The organism is Pseudogulbenkiania subflava DSM 22618, from assembly GCF_900177275.1.
Classification (GTDB): Bacteria; Pseudomonadota; Gammaproteobacteria; order Burkholderiales; family Chromobacteriaceae; genus Pseudogulbenkiania; species Pseudogulbenkiania subflava.
This window is the reverse complement of the sequence record NZ_FXAG01000036.1, coordinates 1-17,697: the sequence shown is the minus strand read 5'-3', so window position 1 is coordinate 17,697 and position 17,697 is coordinate 1. Positions and strand designations below refer to the sequence as shown.

Sequence of the window (17,697 nt, the reverse complement as noted above, 5' to 3'; positions counted from 1 at the left end):
CGTGCGCAAGCAAGAGGTTGAGGTCTTTTTGCAGAGTTTGGCTGAGCGATCCAGTCGTGAGCGGCCGACCTTGCTGATCCTGGATAACGCGCGGATGCACGCCGCCATCAGAGAAGATAAACGTGATGTCTGGTTGCTGGATCATGGGTTTCATCTCTGCTTTCTGCCAGCTTATAGCCCAGAGCTGAACCTGATCGAGCAGCTCTGGAAACAAGCCAAATACCACTGGCGACGATGTAAGACATGGGGTGCCACCGAATTGAAAAGCAAGGTGACCGACTTGCTGGATAGGGTTGGCACAGAACTCAAATTTAGTTATGCGTGATTACTTATTTTCAGAAATTCGGATCACACTCTAAACTCTTATAAAACAAGAGCACACCTGATCATAACAGTTTAAATTTCTATCACCTCAGAAAATAAACTATCGCTTTCAGCTTGAGAATGATTGGAATACGTGTCCCAAGTCGGATAGTATTCTTCATTTGCTTGGTTACCCCAGACAGCCCAATTTGGGCGCTCTCCACGAGCAAATAACTCCAAAAACGGCCCCTGACTGCATGCCTCAATAAGTGCATATTGCTCATCCGGTTTGCGTGAATGCTCTCGCTTTCGGCTAGCAATGAAGTTCACTTGACTTCTACCAGGCGGAAGTGTTCTGGCATTTTTACCTCGGACGCCAAACAAAATGAGTTCAGTGACATTGCGGAAGTAAAAACCAACTCCCCTGCCATCAGGTCCACCATCTTTACGAATTTTATGCCATACAAGATTGCTCTTGTATTCAAACCCCCACGCATCCATAACTGCTAAACCTTCAGGCAGCAATGCATTCGGCACCCATAAATACAAATGGCTTGTTTCTGCTGCAGCCTCCGACACAGGGAGTGCTTTTATGTCCGATAAAGTCATAGTGCTATATCGCTGCAGGCGCCGATGCTCAGGAGCAACCTTCCCTGTCCTATTTTGGAATTGCCACGGAGGGTCCGCCAGGATTGTTCCAAACTTTCTCCCGGCAACAAAATTTCTTAGATCCATAGTGACATCTTCATTTATAGCGGGTGTAATTGCCATTTATAACTCCCTACACTTCGTGGTTACCTTTGATTCCATCTGCTTGGAACCACCAAAACGTCCCTTGGTTGCTGCCCCACGAGGCTTCTTAGGCTCAATGTCAATGGCCCCAAGTATTGAGCGAAAATCAATTCCTTGTTCTGCCATGCCACCTAGTAAAGCAGCTATGACAGCAAGATGATTAGGGACTTCCCCAGACTTGCCATAGTTCGTTACTGAATTGCGGTTCATTTTTACCAAGTCCGCAAATTCGCCGAAGCTCAGCCCAGCCTTGCCAAGTTGGCGATGAAATTCGTCGTAAGTCATAGCAGCATTGTACACTAGCCCATCATCAACCACATAAATTTATGTGAACTACACATAAATTTATGTGGTTTTGAAATATGATTCGCATCACCGTTAGAATTCGTACAAATTCAAAATAGCTCATTTCTCCATCAAAGAAAAGCAAGCTATGTCAAAAGCAAAAGCCAACCTTGACGGTTGGCTTTTGCTCACTACCATGCGAGAAGAATTACTCAGCTCTTATCGAACAAGATGTTTTGTAGGATCCCATTGAGGTCTAGATTTGGGTCTTTACCAGATCAACGGGGTTCTAGTCGAAAGTGGGACGGATCGGGCACCGGCGTCCCATTTTCGTAGATGATCCTCTCCCAGGCTTTCTCACGTCGCTTCACGGTGTCGTGCCACTTCGTCAGGTCACCGACGCTGTGCCTGGCGATGAACCGGTCAAGCGCTTCAGAACGAGTATATACCAGCTGACGGCATGCTTCGATGCTGGTCCCCCGGAGGGGGTAGATCGACACGGCCTTCAGCATGAGCATGGTCTTTCTGGGCGAGCGGCCAATCCTGTCAGCTATCTCGGTACCGAAGATGTGCTGTCGGAGGAAACGATCCACGTCGACCGTCCGGACCCGCGAGCCATGGTGCTTTCGCGTCCCTAGCTTGTGAGAGCGGATGTAGTCGTTCTGGGTGAGCCAGTAAGCCACCTGCTGTTTCACCCCCAAGACTTCCGCGAGCTCGGGAATCGTAATCCAGTTGACCCGATCTGTTTGCATGGCGGCTCGCCACTGGATCAAATCCTTGCGCTTGAACACCCAGCGGCTGATGCCTGCTTTGCCGATGAGCGTTCTGGTCAGCACCAGCGTCCCCGCCTTGACCTCCTCCACCAACGACACGATCTCGTCCGCGTTCCACTGCCAGTAATGCAGCACATCGGCGAGCGAGATCTCGTCATCATCTACGCAGTAGACGCGTGGCAGCTCCTCGCCCAGCTCTGCCAGCTGGTACACCTCCGTGCTGGAGATGCACCACGGCAAGTGCTGCTGGTCGTTCACTCGCCTGGCCGACGGGAAAAGCAATTTCAGTATCCGCCGCAACCGGACCTTACCCAACCCGAGAATCTCCATGGCTTTGGCCATGGTGATCTCGCCTGCCAGCTCCTCCTCTACTTGTGCCAGCTGGCCTTTTCGCACCATCAGGAAGCGTCGCCCCTTGGCACTGATCGTCTCTTGGCCGTCCAGTTGCCCGGAACGGACGAGATACCGCAGCCTGGCCATCGAGATACCCAGCCGATCAGCCGCTGCCTTGCCAGGAATCCATTGCACGTTCTCCAGTACAGTGTCAGTCAGGCGTCGGTTTCGCTTGGCAAGCGCACCTTTCCAGTTATGGGTGACCCACTGCTCAAAGGCTTCCCGCACCGGGCTGTAGATTCCACCTCGCAGACCTCCTTTATATAAGTACTGATACGCCTCTTTGAAGACGGCCTTCAGGCTGATCCTGGCGTCACCCCCAGTGTTTTGCAGCACGTCGAGAGCCTGGTGGAACTTTTCAGGCCAAAAGACCAGCATCTCTGCAGCCAGAGACGAAATGGTCCAGGAAACAACCATCGCACCAGAGTTGGCAATCTTGAGGGGCTTCTGACTGGCCGCTGGATCCAGATACACCCCCAGGTACCGGATCAGCGTTTGCACTTGGGCAATCGTCAGCCCATGAAACGGGTAACCATGTTGGTATCGGATGTCCTGCCTGAACAGAATCTGCTCCAGCACCTCACCCAGCAGAATGCTGGAGGGTGGTGCATCCTCAGGCATTTCCTGACGCAGGTCCGCACCACAGTTACAGCGCAGCAGGCTATCCCGCTGCCACGTCAGACGCTCGCCACAGCTTGAGCACTGGTCAATCAACCACACCCCGTGCTTATGGCAGGTATCAAAGTGCAAAACCTCCCAGCCAATCCGCCAGCGTGGATCTTCAGACAAGCAATAAGGGCAAAACCGGGCGTGCTGCCGATTCCAGATACCGGGCAGCTCTTGTAGAAGCTTGGCCGCGTACCCCACCTGCTCATGCAGCTCTGGGTAGAGCTGCGGATGCGGCAGCAGCTGTTGTTGCAGCAAGGCTTCCGGGTTGAAGGCAATGCCAATCTCCTCCAAGTCGCGCAGGCTCATGAAATTGGCTTCAGCCAGTCTGAGCAGGTAGCCAGTGGGTCCCTCGGTCCGGGAAGGATGGGGACGTATTAATAGTGTTGGTACCGGTGATTGTGGGGTAGCGCAGTCATGCATTGCGTGCCCCTCCCTTGTTTGCCCGTAGTCCGAGTTTCACGGCGACAGGCGAGCCGACGGGATCCTTGCGCGTATGCTGGTAAAAGACCTCCCCGGGTTGCGTCAACGGCCGTAGCGGTGACTCAGGATGGAATGGGTTCAGACTGTCTGGCACGTCTTTCCAGATACGCTCACGGAAACCGGCCGCCAGCACATCAAGCGACAAGGTACTCAACCCAGCCAGGTTAGCCGCCGATACCGCTCCCTCCAGCAGCTTGATGGTGTAGTCGACTAAACCAAAACTTGCGGTATGGATACGCCGGGCCAGGTTGGCCTCGTACAAGGGAATCTCGCTGTCCATCGGCAGGCACGAGGCAATGGCTTTGAGCAAGCCGCGGAACTCGATGAAGTCGGCCTCATCCTCAAGGGAAAAGGGATCAACGGGAATACTTGGAGAGAAGCGACGAGACAGCTGCTCATTACTGCGAATGACAAGTTCAGCGGTGGGTAAGCCGCACCCGACCATACCCAGCCCGGTACTTTCCAGCAGATTCTTCAGCCAGTCAGTGACATCTCGAAACGCAGCCACGGTAGGTGGGTAGAACAGGTGCTGAAACTCATCGAGCAGCAACATTTCCACGCCACAGCGCTTGATCAACTCCACGAGCCGGGTCGTCTTCTCGGGTGCTGTACCGCTGTGTGACTTATGGTCACCCATCGCTTCAAGGATGGCCCCGGCCAAGCTCCGTACAGTTGGAGAGGATGGTACCTTCGCAACTAGAACCGGTAGATGTGTCCGTTGTCCCTCAAATGAGCGTGGATACTCCGCTTCATACGCCTCGAGGATGGTGCTCTTACCCGCACCAGAAGGGCCGATCAGCAAAACACCACCACCCGCACCATGGGTACGACGGCGATGATGCAACTCGGCAATCTGGAACAACGCGTTTCGGAAACGTTGATGGCAGATCGGTTCCAGCAGCAGCTTGTAGCCCAGCACCTTGTCCGACGTGAACCCGCCAGCCGGTGCAAACTGAATCATCATGGAAAGGGGATCCATCAGATACCCCCTTTCTTGGGCGAGACCGAAAACTCAGGCAGGTCGTCGCCCAGGCCGTCTGGCAGAGCTACCGGCGGGATAACCTTCTTCCGCTTGGCAGGTTTTCTGGCTTCGACCAACGGGTCCTGCTTTGCCAGTGCAGCTTCACTGTTCAGGTTGAACTGACGTGCCCCCGACTTCCGGTAGCCCATCTTTTTGTGCTGCAGGGCCGCTTGCGCCATCTCCTGGATTTCGCGTTTTGCCTCCAGCAACTCAGGTGTATTGCACTGCTCGCCGAACTTCTTGCGAGCATGGGCGCGGATGGTGCGGTGCATTTCTCTGGTGAGACCTGCTGCGTACTCCATATCTCTGTTCGGAACTTGGAGGTAAACCTGGCTGTCCGGATCCAGAACATGGATATGGCTGATCTGATCTTCGTAGTATTTGATATCCACGGGGATGTTCTTGCCGGTACGACGGCGAATCAGCTGCACGATGTGGTCGTTGTAATGCTGCCCATCGAACTCCACGCCGTAATGGAACAGCGTGCGCTGGGCGGGGATGCCGGCAATCAGCTCCAGCTGCTGAGGGTTGACTGGCAAAGCAATCGGCGTGGTTTGGGCTGATTCTTGCCACCGATCCAATGGCCGGCCGTTGATGCCCCGGTGTGGCGTGACGTTGTAAACATCGACGATCCACTTGAGGATCAAGTGGGTTAACGTCTGCATATCCAGGCAAGCCTGTTTCTCGGATGCGTAGTCACCTCGCTGCTCCGGATTGGAGAACGTGGTCCCAGGCAGGGTATGGATGTGGCCTACGCTCATCGTGCGAATGAAGCGCTCGATCCCTCCTTTTTGATATGAGATTTTCGAGCCACAGAACAGCACCACAATGCTCAATTCCAGGCAACCTTGTTCAAACCCGGTGCTGTGAAGATCGGGCCCATTGTCTACCGCAACTAGCTGCGGGATACCGTAGGCTGGCCAGCAATTCTTGATGTCCGGGAATTGGGCGAGGAGATCCTCTTTCGGCAGGATGGCACGCCTCAGGCATTGCAAGAGCGAGTTGGCCGATGGCGCACCGATGCTGATGTAGAAGCCGACGATCATGCGCGAATAGTGGTCAATCGCTAAAGTAATCCACGGCCGTCCCAGCGCCAGGCCCGTCACCAAGTCGATGATGATGATATCCAGCGGCGTGTGATCGATTTCGATGCGCTCCAGGATGGCGTGGGTCTTGACCATGCCAATAGCCGTCCGGTACTTCATGCGCGTGGCTTCAGCCCCTTCCCGAGCCAGATCGACGAGGTCTTGTTGAAGCTCCCCCAGCCAGCGGTAAACCGTGGTACGCCCCGGACATTTCATCTGTTCATGCGCAGGCAGCACCTGGTTGATGGCCTGGACTCGCGCTTTAATCCGTTCGTAGACAGTAAGCTTGGGCAGCTTGTTGTCTGTCAGGTAAACCTCGGCGATGATCTCTTCGAAGATGGCGTAACTCGGCTTGCGCTGGTGGATTGAGGCCGGTCGATTCCATGGGATCAACTTCAGAATGGATCGTGTTTGCCGATAGCGCCCCCACCAGACAGCAACGGTCGATGGACACGGCGGATCCGTATCACCGATCTCTTCAGAGATTTCGCGGATGCGTTCTCCCCATACCGCCGGGTTATAGGGTGTCTGCTCCGGATTCAGCTTCTGCAGATAGTGAAGACGACGTTTGGCAATCTCCTGAATTTTGATCGGGTAGGTCGATAGGTCACGAGGGGTAACAACGTAGATTGCATTCCCCAGATTGGCTAACGACTGCTCATCAATCAGCCACTCCTGTGATTGCCAGCGCTGCAAAATTTCGCCATACGTCAGATTCAGGATTTCGCCGTCCTCGGAGCACAGCTGCAATTTGCCGCTGGCGAGTCGCCGATCCAGCACCCACCGGGTCTGCCCGGCGATGAAGCAAAGCCCGCGTTTAAAAGAAAATCGCTGCATGACGCCCTCCCTCTGGTAGGTGCACAGGGGACGCCGGTGTGAGTACCTCCGTCATGTCTGCGACAAGCAGGCCCATTGCGATCAGTGCATACGCCACTTCTGGGCTGAAGGTATCCAGGCAAGCCTGGAGACTTGTTGAATCGCGTCTCCCCAGCTTTGCAGCAATCTCCTTGGCTGACGGTAAGTTCTCGGGAGCGTGGTTGTACCAGTACAGCAACCGGCGCAAATTGCTGTACTGCGGTTCTTGCTGAATTTCCTTCTCGGTCAGTAACAGGAACCCTACCCCCTGTTCTTCCAAGTGCTGAGCTATTCGCTGGTACTTGGCCTTCACCACGGGGCGATTGAGCTCGTCCGTTGGCTTGACCTCAACGAGCAAGGAGGTCTCGTTGTATAGGTTAACGCGCAGGTCTGGGACATAGCTGCACATTGCCTGCCCGTCCCAGTAGGGGACTTCTTCCGGCTGCTCTTGATAGGTAATCACACCCGGAGAGAGCTCCATCAACAGCAAGGCGTCCTTCTCAAGAAGGGACTCCCAGGCCACCATCTCATTGCGCTTTTTCGAGGGGAAATAGCCACGGATGTGCCTACCCCTACGGGTCACGACTTTGCGTACTCGCATCGTATTCTCCTGGTAGCGCAGGCAAGACTTCTCCCTGCGCTACCACGCATCTGTTTGGGAAAAGCCAATCGCAGGACGAGCGAAGCCGCCGTTCAGCTGCTTGCTGACCGTTTTTGGCTTGAAATGGGGGAATGTGGCTTGACCGTTTGGATACGCGAGACGATACTGAGTTTGGAGACTGCTAAAGATTCGTCTTTGGCATCAAAGGGCTAGCCTTCGGGCTGGCCTTTTTTACATATATACCTCCCTCATCTTGGATTAGACCGAATCCTCCACATTCTGGAGGTGTCCTTAATCTATGGAATCACTTCAGAAGCTTAGCCATTATCATTAGAGGTTAACTTCTCGTCTCCTCGACGCCGCATGGCCTCATGCAATATGACTAACAGTTCGGCATTTATGGTTCGAAAGTTTGCGGCGGCTTCGGCCTTTAGCCAGTCTGCCAGTTCCATTGGGAGCCTGATTTGAGATCTATACATATCTGGTCGGGCATCCATGTTCTACCCCCGGGGGAATGTAGTTTCACTAACTGCACATATAGTTAATATTAATGGTTTTCGGATGAACTGTTTGGATTATTTATAGTGTCAAATTGACACTATTTTTTCTGTCTCTTTGGAAATTGTCATGGCTGAATACATTTACCGTACTCAACTACGCTTACCAAATAAGATATACGCAAGGTTAAAGGCTGCGTCGGAGCAATCGGGCAGATCTCTAAACGCAGAAATCGTCCATCGTGTGGAGGAATCCTTTAACTCCAAACACTTAGGGGCCAACGCCGGCAGACCGCCAGAAAGGCAAAAGACCGAGCTGCTATTGGATTTTGAGCGTTGGTCTTATTCGAAGTCACCACTCAACGAGAAAGTGGCTTACAGCGAATACTGCCGGCTCTATAACGGCGATGACCCGGATCAGGAGGAAGTGGAGCACGTGTATGGAATAGAAAAGATAGACCCACGATTTTTGATAGACTTGGCATTAGCCATGCGCCGCTACGCCAGAGAATCTACATATGTGCTTGACCCAACAAGGGCACAACGCATCGTCGACGAGCGAAGAAAATGCGACCTTCTGATAGCTTACCTACGATGGTGTAAGGAGCGCACGGAAGCTCCTCAAGAAAGCACAGCACTAGTAGCTTTCTGTGCCGAATACAATTCGCGCGAAAGCGGGAAAATTCTGGACCTGGAGGAGATCTTCCCTGGCTATCTTGAAGAGCTAGTCAGCTCGTGGCTGTGTTGTTTTCCTGTGCAGCTTGCTGGTGCCAATGGAGGAGAGAGCCTCATGCAAGAGGCGCTAAAAGCTATGCACAAGCAGCAGGTGGACACGCTTCAGGCAATCGAATCAGCAATGAGACTCTTGGCCCCCCCTGATTAAACAGCATACCAGTTTAGGTACTCTGACCTGCTCCCCTCAAACGGCTTCACAGCAGAAGTGGCTTGCTATACGTACCAGAGCGGCCGTTAATAGAGAATTTCGACCACCATCCAAAATGGATGTAGACCATCCCGAACCGCTACGGTTAGAATGCTCGTAGGTGCCCACCCTACTTGCACGCGAGTAAAAACAGGCCATGCAGTAGCGACCGTCATATCTAGATAGCCCTTCTCTTTGAGCCTCGTCGTCGGGGATTTAAACGCGTGCGCCTGACCCGATTCGACGTGGTTTTCTGGAACGGTTGATTATGACGATCAAGGAACTCACGTACGCCACTCAACAGCACCTTCAGGCTGTTACTGGCACCACCTTCAAACGTACCCATATCTATGAGCTACTGGCCGCGTCCTTTGGCTTTAACTCATACGCAGCCTTGGGTACAGATCATGTCTTTACCGAACACAGCCTCACTTGCCGGTGTCCCGCCAAGTACGGTGAGCAGGTTGGCAGACGTTGCCTCGAACTGGGATACCCTCCAGAAATTGCACTCCAGATCGCCCGCGCGTTGCCCGAATTGCTAACCGTGCAGGGTATCGGCCTCATCCACATCAACGACCTCGTGGCCCATCTGCGCTACGATTCAGGCCGAGATGATTGGTTTGATGACAGTAGCAAGGATGACAACGAAGAGGATGAGGATCTTGATCGTTGGTTTGACCGTGAATCGCTGCTATCCCCGCTTTTACTAGATGACCTCACTACCGCTGCCTACAACAATAATGCAGTGGCTCACTATGCTCTTGCCCTCCTCTCTGCCCCCTCCGAGCACGACATCGATGCACCAAGCGCGGGGAGCGACTACTGGTATAACGAAGAGCAACAGGGACGGAATCTCACGGGCATCCAGAAAGAATGGGCCGATAAGCATGCCGCTCGACTAGAGCTTGAGAAAAAGTGGGAGCGCCACCTCCGTAAGGCAGGAGAGCTAGGTCATCCGGACGCCCTGCTCGCACTCGCGGAGTGTTTTGACGACCCGAGGTTTTTTGACCTGCCTTACACGCAGGCACCCAACGCCGATCCAGCCTATATCGCTGAAATTGCCGAACAGTTTGGACGGCCGAATGACGCCCGATACTGGCTTACAGAAGCGGCGAAGCAAGGTGATATAGAAGCGATGCGCGAATTGATCGAGAGGTACGACAGCAGCGATCTTCAACAGTGCTGGACTTGGTTTTACCTCGCCGAACTACATGGCACCGATCTCTCAAAAGATGATTACCGGGCCTATCATGAAAACGGCGCGTTATATGATGATGACGTTGGAGGTCCACTATATGTCGATGGGCGTGATGGTATTGAGCTTCAAACCATCGAAGCCGGACAGGATGCCGTCGCCCGTCACGCTGCGGGAGAGATGTATCAAGCACTCAAGGGTAAGACAAAACTCAGATTCAGCTCACTCGGCATCGAGAGAGATTGAATCGTCCCAAGTTCACCAATAGACGAGCGGCTGCTTTCCGGTATGGAAGCAGCCATTTTATGTTCGAAAGACGAATAGCCACTGCTGCTGATCCTCGGCCTTTGCAGCCGCTTGGAGGAGCCACGCGCGACGTCAGCAATCTGTCGGATAGTGCAGCTCGCCCTGTATGACTGCTTTCCTCCACGACGAGGGACTGCACCCAACCCCTATGTGCACATCCCAACTATGCACACATACCCGGAGAATCGCAGCACCGGCCGCTGTTTGCAGACGCTGGCTAAGTTGGCCGACGGTTCTGATGATAATTGACCAGATTCCTCTTGTTTCGCTGGATATGGCCAAAACGCCTCAAGACTTTTATTGTTGACATAGCCATAGTAGTGAGTGGATTTGCCCCTGTATCTCAGGACATCAACCCTCCCTCAGGTTGATGTTGCCGCTAGTCGTCTGAACTCCCGTGGGGAACGGTATTTCAGTGCGCCGTGTCGCTGGCGTCAGTCAGCGCCAGCGTGCTGTCGAGCGCATTTGCAAGGAAGCTCTTGGTCCCGGTCGAGTCGGGTCGGGCGAGCCATTGGTTGAGGACGTACCCCACCAGCAGATTGGCCGTCGGCGTCCATGTATGAGTTCCTGCACCGGGCTGAGCCCGTCATACAGGAAAGCGGTTGCCATGCTGGACACGGTCTTGCTGGTGCGGCGGTTGAAGCCGTCGTACCCGTTTGGTGGTACCAACGAAGCCACCAGGACATAGCTGTAAGGGGTGCTCCCGCAGCCATCGGTTATGCCGGCCGCGCGTAGATATATGTATTGAAAAAGGGGACGGATTAATTTGCCGCCCCCTTTTTTTCAGGATGCCATCATACATCGTGAGTGAGCCTTTTATACTCCCAGTGCCGTAATTTCAGTCGAACTCCATCAAGCTTTATTTGGCCTTTACTTGCAAGCCATGTCTACAGGGCTATTGGCCTTTATAAATCGTTCCAAATTTTTTGTTTCTTTAAAAAGGAAATTTTTACCAATTAATTTCCCAACCTGATCTCTAACCATTTGATAAGAGGCAACGCCACCTTGCGCATCTTCAATAAGATAGCCTCTATCATTAAATTTAATTTTTGCCATCTGAACAACAGAACCGCCCGAAGTCATCTCAACGTAGTATGCGTTTTTGGTACTTCCTGAAAAAATTAACGCATGAATCTCTCCGTTAATCCTACATTTCGACACAAATGAATGTGTAGATTTTGGTAGGCTACCAAAGAATGATGAGTTTTCATCAGCCAACGATGTGAAACTCAAAAGGCAGAGAAAAATCAATAGAAGCCTAGCCATACGCTCACCTATAGGTATTGACATATATGCCCGTGGCAGGTAAATCTACCGTTGGATAACTGTTATTAAACGGCCCATTATTTGTTCTTATTGGGTTGCCAAAGAATGGTTTAGTGGACGCGTTCGGGCGAAGATTAAAGTGAGTTGCTCCATTAGTGGGATCTACACCAAGGTCATCCTGATTCAATGCATTTTGGGCGGCCTCAACACAAGCATCGTATGTATCTGATTCAGATGACGGAACGACGGCATGAGGAGAAGCAGTTTTAGGTCGGCGCTTGCCATATTTTTCGTCACCATTAATTATTGAATGGGCGACATTTTGTCTTGCAACGTCTATGCCTTCGCCACTAAGAGAACGTGTTTCATTAAACAAAATTCCAGAAAGATCGCCTAATGAAATAAGCCCATAGGGATCTATGAATGATATAGGGTTTCCTTCGACGTAGGCATATACATTCGCCCCACCTACCAACCCAATCGGATCCTCGGCAATGAATCGCCCCTTGCCCGGAGCATAGTAACGCGCCCGGTAGTACGCCAGCCCGGTGTTGTCGTTCTCCCGCCCGGTGTACTGGAAAGCATTGCTGCTCGACACGCCGCTCTGCGTCGGCTTGCCGTACGGCTCGTAGGCGTACTGGGTCTGCACCGTGCCGCTGGAATCGGCCAGCGCCAGCGTGCTGCCGAGCGCATCGGAGAGGAAGCTCTTGGTCCCATTCGCGTCGGTGCGGGCGAACCACTGATCGAGACCGAGGCCGCCCAGCAGATTGGCTGTCGGCGTGCTGCCGGAGAGCTCCTGTACCGGGTTGAGCCCGTCATACAGGAAAGCGGTCGCCGCGCCGGAGACGGTCTTGCTGCTGCGGCGGTTGAAGCCGTCATAAACGAAGCTCGCTGTCGTCCCACCGCTAATGCCGGTCAGGCGGTTGCGACTGTCCCAGGTATAGGTGTTGGTGCCGTCACTGGTGAGGTTGCCGTTGGCGTCGTAGCTGTGTGCCGATCCGCCCCAGTTGGTAAGCTGGTTCATCGCGTTGTAGCTGCCGCTGGCTACGGCAGCCGGCAACTTCATCCGCGCCAGGCTGCCGCCGAGCTGCACGCGCTGACCGGCAACATCGTAGCCGTAGCTGAGGTCGCCCACCACGGTCGAGCCTTGCGCGTAGCTGAGGCCGGTCAGTTGGTTGGCGGTGTCGTACGTATAGGTCGCCACGATGCCGTTGGGCAAGGTCAGCGTTGCCGGCCGCCCGGCGACGTCATAGCTCAGGCCCACGCTGTCACTGCCACGGCTGAGCCCGGTGAGGCGGTCGGCGCTGTCGTAGCTGTAAGTCACTGCCGTCTGACCCGCCACCGTCATGCTGCTGCGCCGGCTGGCGTTGTCGTAGCCGTAGTTTACCGTACCTTGCCCCGTTGTTTCTTGTGTGAGGCGGTCCAGCCCGTCGTAGCTGCGCGTCACGGTACCGCCTTGGCTGTCCACCACTTGTAGCAGGCGGTTACCACCGTCGTAGCTGTACGTTACGGTCGCGTCCGGCGCGGTGAGGTTCTGCCCTTGCTTGCTCCGGCCATAGCCGGCCTGGGTGCGCCGGTTGAGCGCGTCGTAGGTGAAGGTGGCGATCTTGCCCTTGCGGTCGGTGAATTGCGTCAGATTGTCGTGCTTGTCGTAGGTGGAGCTTTCCACTTTGGTGAGCGGGTCGGTACGGCTGGCGAGGCGATCCTTGTTGTCATAGGTGTAACTGGTCACCCCGCCCTTGGCGTCAGTCAGTGACAGCAGGTTGCTGTTCTTGTCGTAGACCATGTGGGTGACTCCGCCGAGAGGGTCGGTCACGTCCGTCACACGGTCGAGGCTGTCACGGTCGTAGCGGGTGAGCCGGCCAGACGGATCGGTGACTGAGAGCAAACGACCGGCACTGTCGGTAAAGTGGGTCGTGGTGCGTCCAAGCGGATCGGCGATGCTTATCAGGTCGCCACCGTCGTAAGTGAAGGTGGTGGTATGGTTGAGAGGGTCGGTAGCGCTGAGTAGCTGACCAGCCAGGTTGTAGGTGAAATGAGACTGTTGGCTGAGCGGATCGGTGATGGTGATCAGGTTGCCCTGTGTGTCGTAGGCATAGGTTGCCGTGTGACCTAGCGGGTCGGTATGGCTGGTCAGCTGATTGAACTGGGGCTCGTAGGTGTAGGTGTCCGTCACCGCTTGCGGCGTGTCGGCGAGCCGGGTCACGCTGGTCCGATTGCCCATGGTGTCGTAGCCATAGCTCGTCTTACGTCCTAGGGGGTCGGTGACCGAGAGCAACTGGTTACTGGTCGGGTCGCGCTCGTAGCTGTAGACCTGTTGTTCAGGCTTGCCAAGACCCAGGGTTAGGCTGGTCAGATAGCCGTTGCTATTGAACTGCCGGCGACGCACATTGCCACGCGGGTCGGTAACGTCAGTCTGGGTGACATGGTCACCCGTACCCAGGGTATAGGCGAACTGGTAGAGCCCACCGTCGGCGAGCGTCTGTTGTGTGACCCGCCCGTTGGCATCGTAGACGTTGGTCATCATCTGATTACCCTGCGGCCGGGTCACCGAGATCATGTTCCCCGTGTTCGTATCATAGGCATACTGCTCCACCCCCAGATTAGGGTCGGTAACCGTGGCGAGCCGCCCGGTAGCGTCGTAGGTATAGCTGACCGTCCGCCCCAGGTTGTCTTTCGCCTGGGTGATGCGATTGCTGGCATCGTAGGTAAAGTCGATATAACGGCCGTTGGGTGAGGTAATGCGGGTGATGTAGCCATTGGAGCCGCGGGTGAACGTGATGGTGTTGCCATAGCGGTCGCGCATCGAGCTCATGGGGGCGAAATCCGGGAAGACGTAGACCGTGCCATCCTTCAACGTGACGTTCCAGCCATTGCCATTCCAGGCGAGGCGCGACTTGTAGAAGCGGGTCGGCGTCGCGGTGTGCTCGTATACGGCATCGGCGTAGCTGGTACCGGCGGAGATACGAACATAGTGAATGCGTCCGCCGTCGGGCAGGATCAGGTCGGCGGTCTGGTAATTATTGTTCGACCAGAGCAGCATTTCGTAGGGATGGGTCGTGCCAACCCCAAACGGGCGGGAAGTGGAGTCGCCCGGCCGATAGGTACGGCTCAGCGCAATGGGCAAGGTATCTGCAAGGAAGAGATCGGTACGCTTTACCAGGAATAGCCCCGTTCCACAATCGACCGGGTCGCCGTCTTGTGATGGCACTTCGCAATCCCCTCCCGGTGCCGGATACCTTGTGGGCGGATTTCCCCCGCCACTGATCATCGCTCCAGTGAATTCGTAGATGGCCACGCCGGCATCGGGCACGACGCGTTGGCCGTCGTTGCTGACGGCGCCCTGACCATAGACATACCACCCCTTGTCCACCGGGTCATAATTCCAAAAGTCGAGCCGTGTCCCCGGAGCTTCATGCCGGTAGTTGGGATAGATGAGCCGTGCTCCCTGGGCCGAGGCCGGATCGATGCCCTGCAGATAGGCGCCTCCTGGCTGGATAGTGAAGTAGACCGGGACGTAGCCTGTCGGCAAGGGGAACGGTGGGCGGTCGATCGGAATCGGCGTAATACTGATTTGGGTCACTACCTGCCCAGCGCGATCACGAATCACGGTGCCTTTCGGGATGTGCAGTTCCAGGCCCGGGATATAAGGGGTGGTCACGACGGTTTCAACACGGGTCGGAGACGACAGGTTGACGGCGTGTTCAGTGTCAGTACGCGGCAGCCAGACGGTGTAAGGCAGCGAGGAGGTCTTGCCAGCCTCGGCAACCAATACCCTGGCCTCGTATTGACCATAGCGCTTGCTCGGTGTGCTAGCACTCTCTCCATCGATCAGCAGCTTGCTCCAACCAACTGTTACGCCGCTCAGCAGGAAGCGCCCGCTTGAATCGGTCTGGGCCACCTGGTTACCCATGCGCAGAGTGACGTTGACAGCGGCCTTGCCGTTCAGCAGTAACACTTGGCCCGCCAGGGCCGTCTCGCCGGGGGCAGCCTGGAGTGGGGGCAGCGCCTGCAGCGCCGATGCCGCTCGCTTGGCACGCCAATCCCCTTGCAATGCCTCGGGCCCGGGAATCCAGTCTTCTGGTTCATCAGCCGCCGCACTCTGCGTAGCGGTGGTATCAGTCGTGCTGGGTGATGGTGAGGCTGAATTTGGCGTCGCCGTCGTCCCGGACGACGTCGTGGTCGAGGTGGTCGACGACGAGGTATCAGGCGATGCCGTCGAAGCCATTGTCGTAGTACTGCCGACACTACTACTGGTAGCTGTACTACTGCTCGTCGAGGATGATGCCAGTGTCGCCGTCGTGAAGCTGATGGCACTCAGTGGCAAGGCCGCTCCATTGTCATCCTGTGCCCCACTGATAAACAGGGTGTAGTGGGCGCCAGGTTGCAACGGTACCGTCGGCGTGACAAAAAGCAGGAGCCCCCCTTCTGCAGGAGTGACACGAATCACCACTGGGCCGGTAGGGCCAAACAGTGTCACCGTCGAGGTAACGAGCGTGGTCACCTTCAATGGCTTGGAGAAGCGAACCGAGATCAGGCTGTCGAGGGCGACATCCTGCGCTTGGCTGGCCGGTAGGCTCGCCATGACCGCAGGAGGGACGAGCGATAACGGTGTAGTGGGGACAACACCTGCTGCTGCCTGCTCCGCCAGACTAAAACGTTGGGACTCCGGGTCATACAATTCACGGCTCAGCGCCGCGTTGCCGGCACCATCACGACCCCCTCCGATGAGGACCGGGTCGCTTGGCAGCAGCGCTGCTCGATGGCCACTGCGTGGAGTCAGGAGACTGGCATGGATGGGCTCGCCGAAGAGTGAACGTGGATTCCACAATTCCGCGGCGGCAATCGGTATACCACTCCCATCCACCCCTCCAGAAATCAGCACTCGCCCGTCGGTGAGCAGCGTCGCGGCATGACGGGCCCGCAGCATCAGGCCGACATCAGGTAGCGTCTCAAATGACTGGGTTGAGGGCTGATAGCGTTCAGCGGTCGGCACGAGGGTACCCTGAGCGTTGACCCCGCCCAGGATGAGCACACTGCCATCGGGCAACAGTGTCGCACTATGGTAAGCACGGGGAGCCCGTAAGGTAGAGGCGAGGATGGTCTGCTCACCGGTTTGCTCGTTTCTCAGAGCGGCCTTCGGAGCCAATTCGCCCTCTCCGCCGAGAAGCAACCAGCGGCCATCAGGCAGCAGGGTGGCACTTTGCCCGAGTGCGGTTGCCGGGGCTGTTCGGGTGAGGCCGGCAAGGTCATCGACCAGTGAGGTATCGGCCTGGGCCGAGCCACTTAACAGTAGCTGTCCAACCCAAAGGACTATGGCAGCCAGCAGCATGAGGTGGTGCCGCATCAAGCTGTGACCAGTGCGGCAATGAGTGCAGGAATCCATTATCCGTTTCCTCTCGTGGCAAGTGAGCACACAAGACGTGATTCGTCATTCTCATTCGTGACTCAGAGTCACTGGCTCAGCAGATTCAACGTCATGCCGCCTGTCATCATGCCGGGAGGGTCCAGCAGGATGGTGTAGGTCCCGGTGGAGGGAAGTGTTTGCACGCCAGTGCTGGTATTGCCACTCCAGCAGCACGATTGGTAGAGAGCCCCATTGCTGGTACTGGCCGACCCGTCTGCCGCCGGCTTGTAAATGAACACATTGATCCAGCCCGGATAGGTCGTACTGGTCGACTGCAGCGCCACCTGTTGCCCAAGGCTGCCACTGAAGGTGAGGCTGGCGTTCTGTACGGGCGAAGTCGTGGTCATCGTGACAGGAGGCCCACCCACGGTGATCGTCCCCATCGCATCAGGCGGCACACTGAACAACTGCAAAGTCATGCTGCCGGTAGCCGCCCCTTCTGGATTCAGAACGATGGTATAGGTGCCGGCGGCGGGCAGAATCAGCAAATCCGTCAGATTGCCACTACCCCAACAGCACGTCTGGTAGATAACGCCGTTGCTGGTGCTGGCCGACCCATCCGCCGCGGGCTTGTAGATGAAGACATCTACCCAGCCGTTGTAGGTCGAACTGGTCGATTGCAAGGACACCCGCTGCCCCAGACTCCCGCCGAAGGTGAGGCTCACGTTCTGTGACACCGTTGTGGTTGCGGTAACTGGAGGACCATCTACCGTGATCGGGCCAGTGACATCGGGAGGAACACTGAATAGTTGGAGCGTCATGCTGCCGATAGCCGCCCCTTCTGGATTCAAAACAATGGTATAGATACCCGCTACCGGCAGGGTCAGTAGGTCTGTCAGGTTGCCAC

General features: G+C 55.5%; 13 protein-coding genes. 3 read left to right on the top strand and 10 right to left on the bottom strand.

Translation table 11 applies throughout. The annotated features are described in order from the left end of the window. A partial coding sequence (locus B9N72_RS20130) for a transposase (protein ID WP_159453061.1) occupies positions 1-325 on the top strand: 325 nt, incomplete at its 5' end. 71 nt (positions 326-396) lie between these two features. Here B9N72_RS20130 and B9N72_RS20125 read toward each other — a convergent pair. The 7 genes from B9N72_RS20125 to B9N72_RS21830 form a co-directional block, all read right to left on the bottom strand. Beyond that, the gene (locus B9N72_RS20125; protein ID WP_085277952.1) at positions 397-1,074 is read right to left on the bottom strand and encodes an MT-A70 family methyltransferase; all 678 of its coding nucleotides are present in this window, start codon (positions 1,072-1,074) and stop codon (positions 397-399) included. Further along, the gene (locus tag B9N72_RS21525) at positions 1,075-1,380 is read right to left on the bottom strand and encodes a DNA-binding protein (protein ID WP_085277951.1); all 306 of its coding nucleotides are present in this window, start codon (positions 1,378-1,380) and stop codon (positions 1,075-1,077) included. A 278-nt stretch (positions 1,381-1,658) separates the two neighbouring features. Then, positions 1,659-3,635, bottom strand: coding sequence for a TniQ family protein (locus B9N72_RS20115; RefSeq protein ID WP_085277950.1), 1,977 nt, complete (start codon positions 3,633-3,635; stop codon positions 1,659-1,661). Then, the gene (locus B9N72_RS20110; RefSeq protein ID WP_085277949.1) at positions 3,628-4,674 is read right to left on the bottom strand and encodes a TniB family NTP-binding protein; all 1,047 of its coding nucleotides are present in this window, start codon (positions 4,672-4,674) and stop codon (positions 3,628-3,630) included. Before B9N72_RS20110 ends, B9N72_RS20115 begins: the two co-directional genes overlap by 8 nt. Then, entirely contained in the window at positions 4,674-6,638 is a 1,965-nt protein-coding gene (locus B9N72_RS20105; RefSeq protein ID WP_085277948.1) for a DDE-type integrase/transposase/recombinase, read from the bottom strand. Before B9N72_RS20105 ends, B9N72_RS20110 begins: the two co-directional genes overlap by 1 nt. Next, entirely contained in the window at positions 6,619-7,257 is a 639-nt protein-coding gene (locus tag B9N72_RS20100) for a TnsA endonuclease N-terminal domain-containing protein (RefSeq protein ID WP_085277947.1), read from the bottom strand. Before B9N72_RS20100 ends, B9N72_RS20105 begins: the two co-directional genes overlap by 20 nt. Before the next feature lie 317 nt (positions 7,258-7,574). After that, positions 7,575-7,736: an Arc family DNA-binding protein gene (locus B9N72_RS21830; protein WP_407681311.1), complete on the bottom strand. Its 162-nt coding sequence runs from the start codon at positions 7,734-7,736 to the stop codon at positions 7,575-7,577. Positions 7,737-7,884: 148 nt separating this feature from the next. Between B9N72_RS21830 and B9N72_RS20090 the strand changes: the two genes are divergently transcribed. Beyond that, positions 7,885-8,637, top strand: a complete 753-nt coding sequence (locus B9N72_RS20090) for an Arc family DNA-binding protein (RefSeq protein ID WP_085277945.1) — start codon at positions 7,885-7,887, stop codon at positions 8,635-8,637. 307 nt (positions 8,638-8,944) lie between these two features. Further along, positions 8,945-10,117 carry an SEL1-like repeat protein gene (locus B9N72_RS20085; RefSeq protein WP_085277944.1) on the top strand — a complete coding sequence of 391 codons (1,173 nt, stop codon included), beginning with the start codon at positions 8,945-8,947 and terminating at the stop codon, positions 10,115-10,117. Between the two features lie 930 nt (positions 10,118-11,047). Here the strand turns inward: B9N72_RS20085 and B9N72_RS21015 are convergent. The 3 genes from B9N72_RS21015 to B9N72_RS21165 form a co-directional block, all read right to left on the bottom strand. Beyond that, positions 11,048-11,443 carry a hypothetical protein gene (locus B9N72_RS21015; protein WP_143477891.1) on the bottom strand — a complete coding sequence of 132 codons (396 nt, stop codon included), beginning with the start codon at positions 11,441-11,443 and terminating at the stop codon, positions 11,048-11,050. 4 nt (positions 11,444-11,447) lie between these two features. Next, complete coding sequence (locus B9N72_RS20080; protein WP_085277943.1) at positions 11,448-16,829, bottom strand: RHS repeat-associated core domain-containing protein; 5,382 nt, start codon at positions 16,827-16,829, stop codon at positions 11,448-11,450. 68 nt (positions 16,830-16,897) lie between these two features. After that, positions 16,898-17,697, bottom strand: an 800-nt coding sequence (locus B9N72_RS21165; protein ID WP_200811092.1) for a hypothetical protein, incomplete at its 5' end; no start/stop codon positions are given.

What these genes read in the sequence shown, in the direction of transcription:
- B9N72_RS20110 (WP_085277949.1), bottom strand. Translation starts at nt 4,674, where the DNA reads ATGGATCCCCTTTCCATGATGATTCAGTTTGCACCGGCTGGCGGGTTC.
- B9N72_RS20100 (WP_085277947.1), bottom strand. Translation starts at nt 7,257, where the DNA reads ATGCGAGTACGCAAAGTCGTGACCCGTAGGGGTAGGCACATCCGTGGC.
- B9N72_RS21830 (WP_407681311.1), bottom strand. Translation starts at nt 7,736, where the DNA reads ATGTATAGATCTCAAATCAGGCTCCCAATGGAACTGGCAGACTGGCTA.
- B9N72_RS20115 (WP_085277950.1), bottom strand. Translation starts at nt 3,635, where the DNA reads ATGCATGACTGCGCTACCCCACAATCACCGGTACCAACACTATTAATA.
- B9N72_RS20090 (WP_085277945.1), top strand. Translation starts at nt 7,885, where the DNA reads ATGGCTGAATACATTTACCGTACTCAACTACGCTTACCAAATAAGATA.
- B9N72_RS20085 (WP_085277944.1), top strand. Translation starts at nt 8,945, where the DNA reads ATGACGATCAAGGAACTCACGTACGCCACTCAACAGCACCTTCAGGCT.
- B9N72_RS21015 (WP_143477891.1), bottom strand. Translation starts at nt 11,443, where the DNA reads ATGGCTAGGCTTCTATTGATTTTTCTCTGCCTTTTGAGTTTCACATCG.
- B9N72_RS21525 (WP_085277951.1), bottom strand. Translation starts at nt 1,380, where the DNA reads ATGACTTACGACGAATTTCATCGCCAACTTGGCAAGGCTGGGCTGAGC.
- B9N72_RS20105 (WP_085277948.1), bottom strand. Translation starts at nt 6,638, where the DNA reads ATGCAGCGATTTTCTTTTAAACGCGGGCTTTGCTTCATCGCCGGGCAG.
- B9N72_RS20080 (WP_085277943.1), bottom strand. Translation starts at nt 16,829, where the DNA reads ATGGATTCCTGCACTCATTGCCGCACTGGTCACAGCTTGATGCGGCAC.
- B9N72_RS20125 (WP_085277952.1), bottom strand. Translation starts at nt 1,074, where the DNA reads ATGGCAATTACACCCGCTATAAATGAAGATGTCACTATGGATCTAAGA.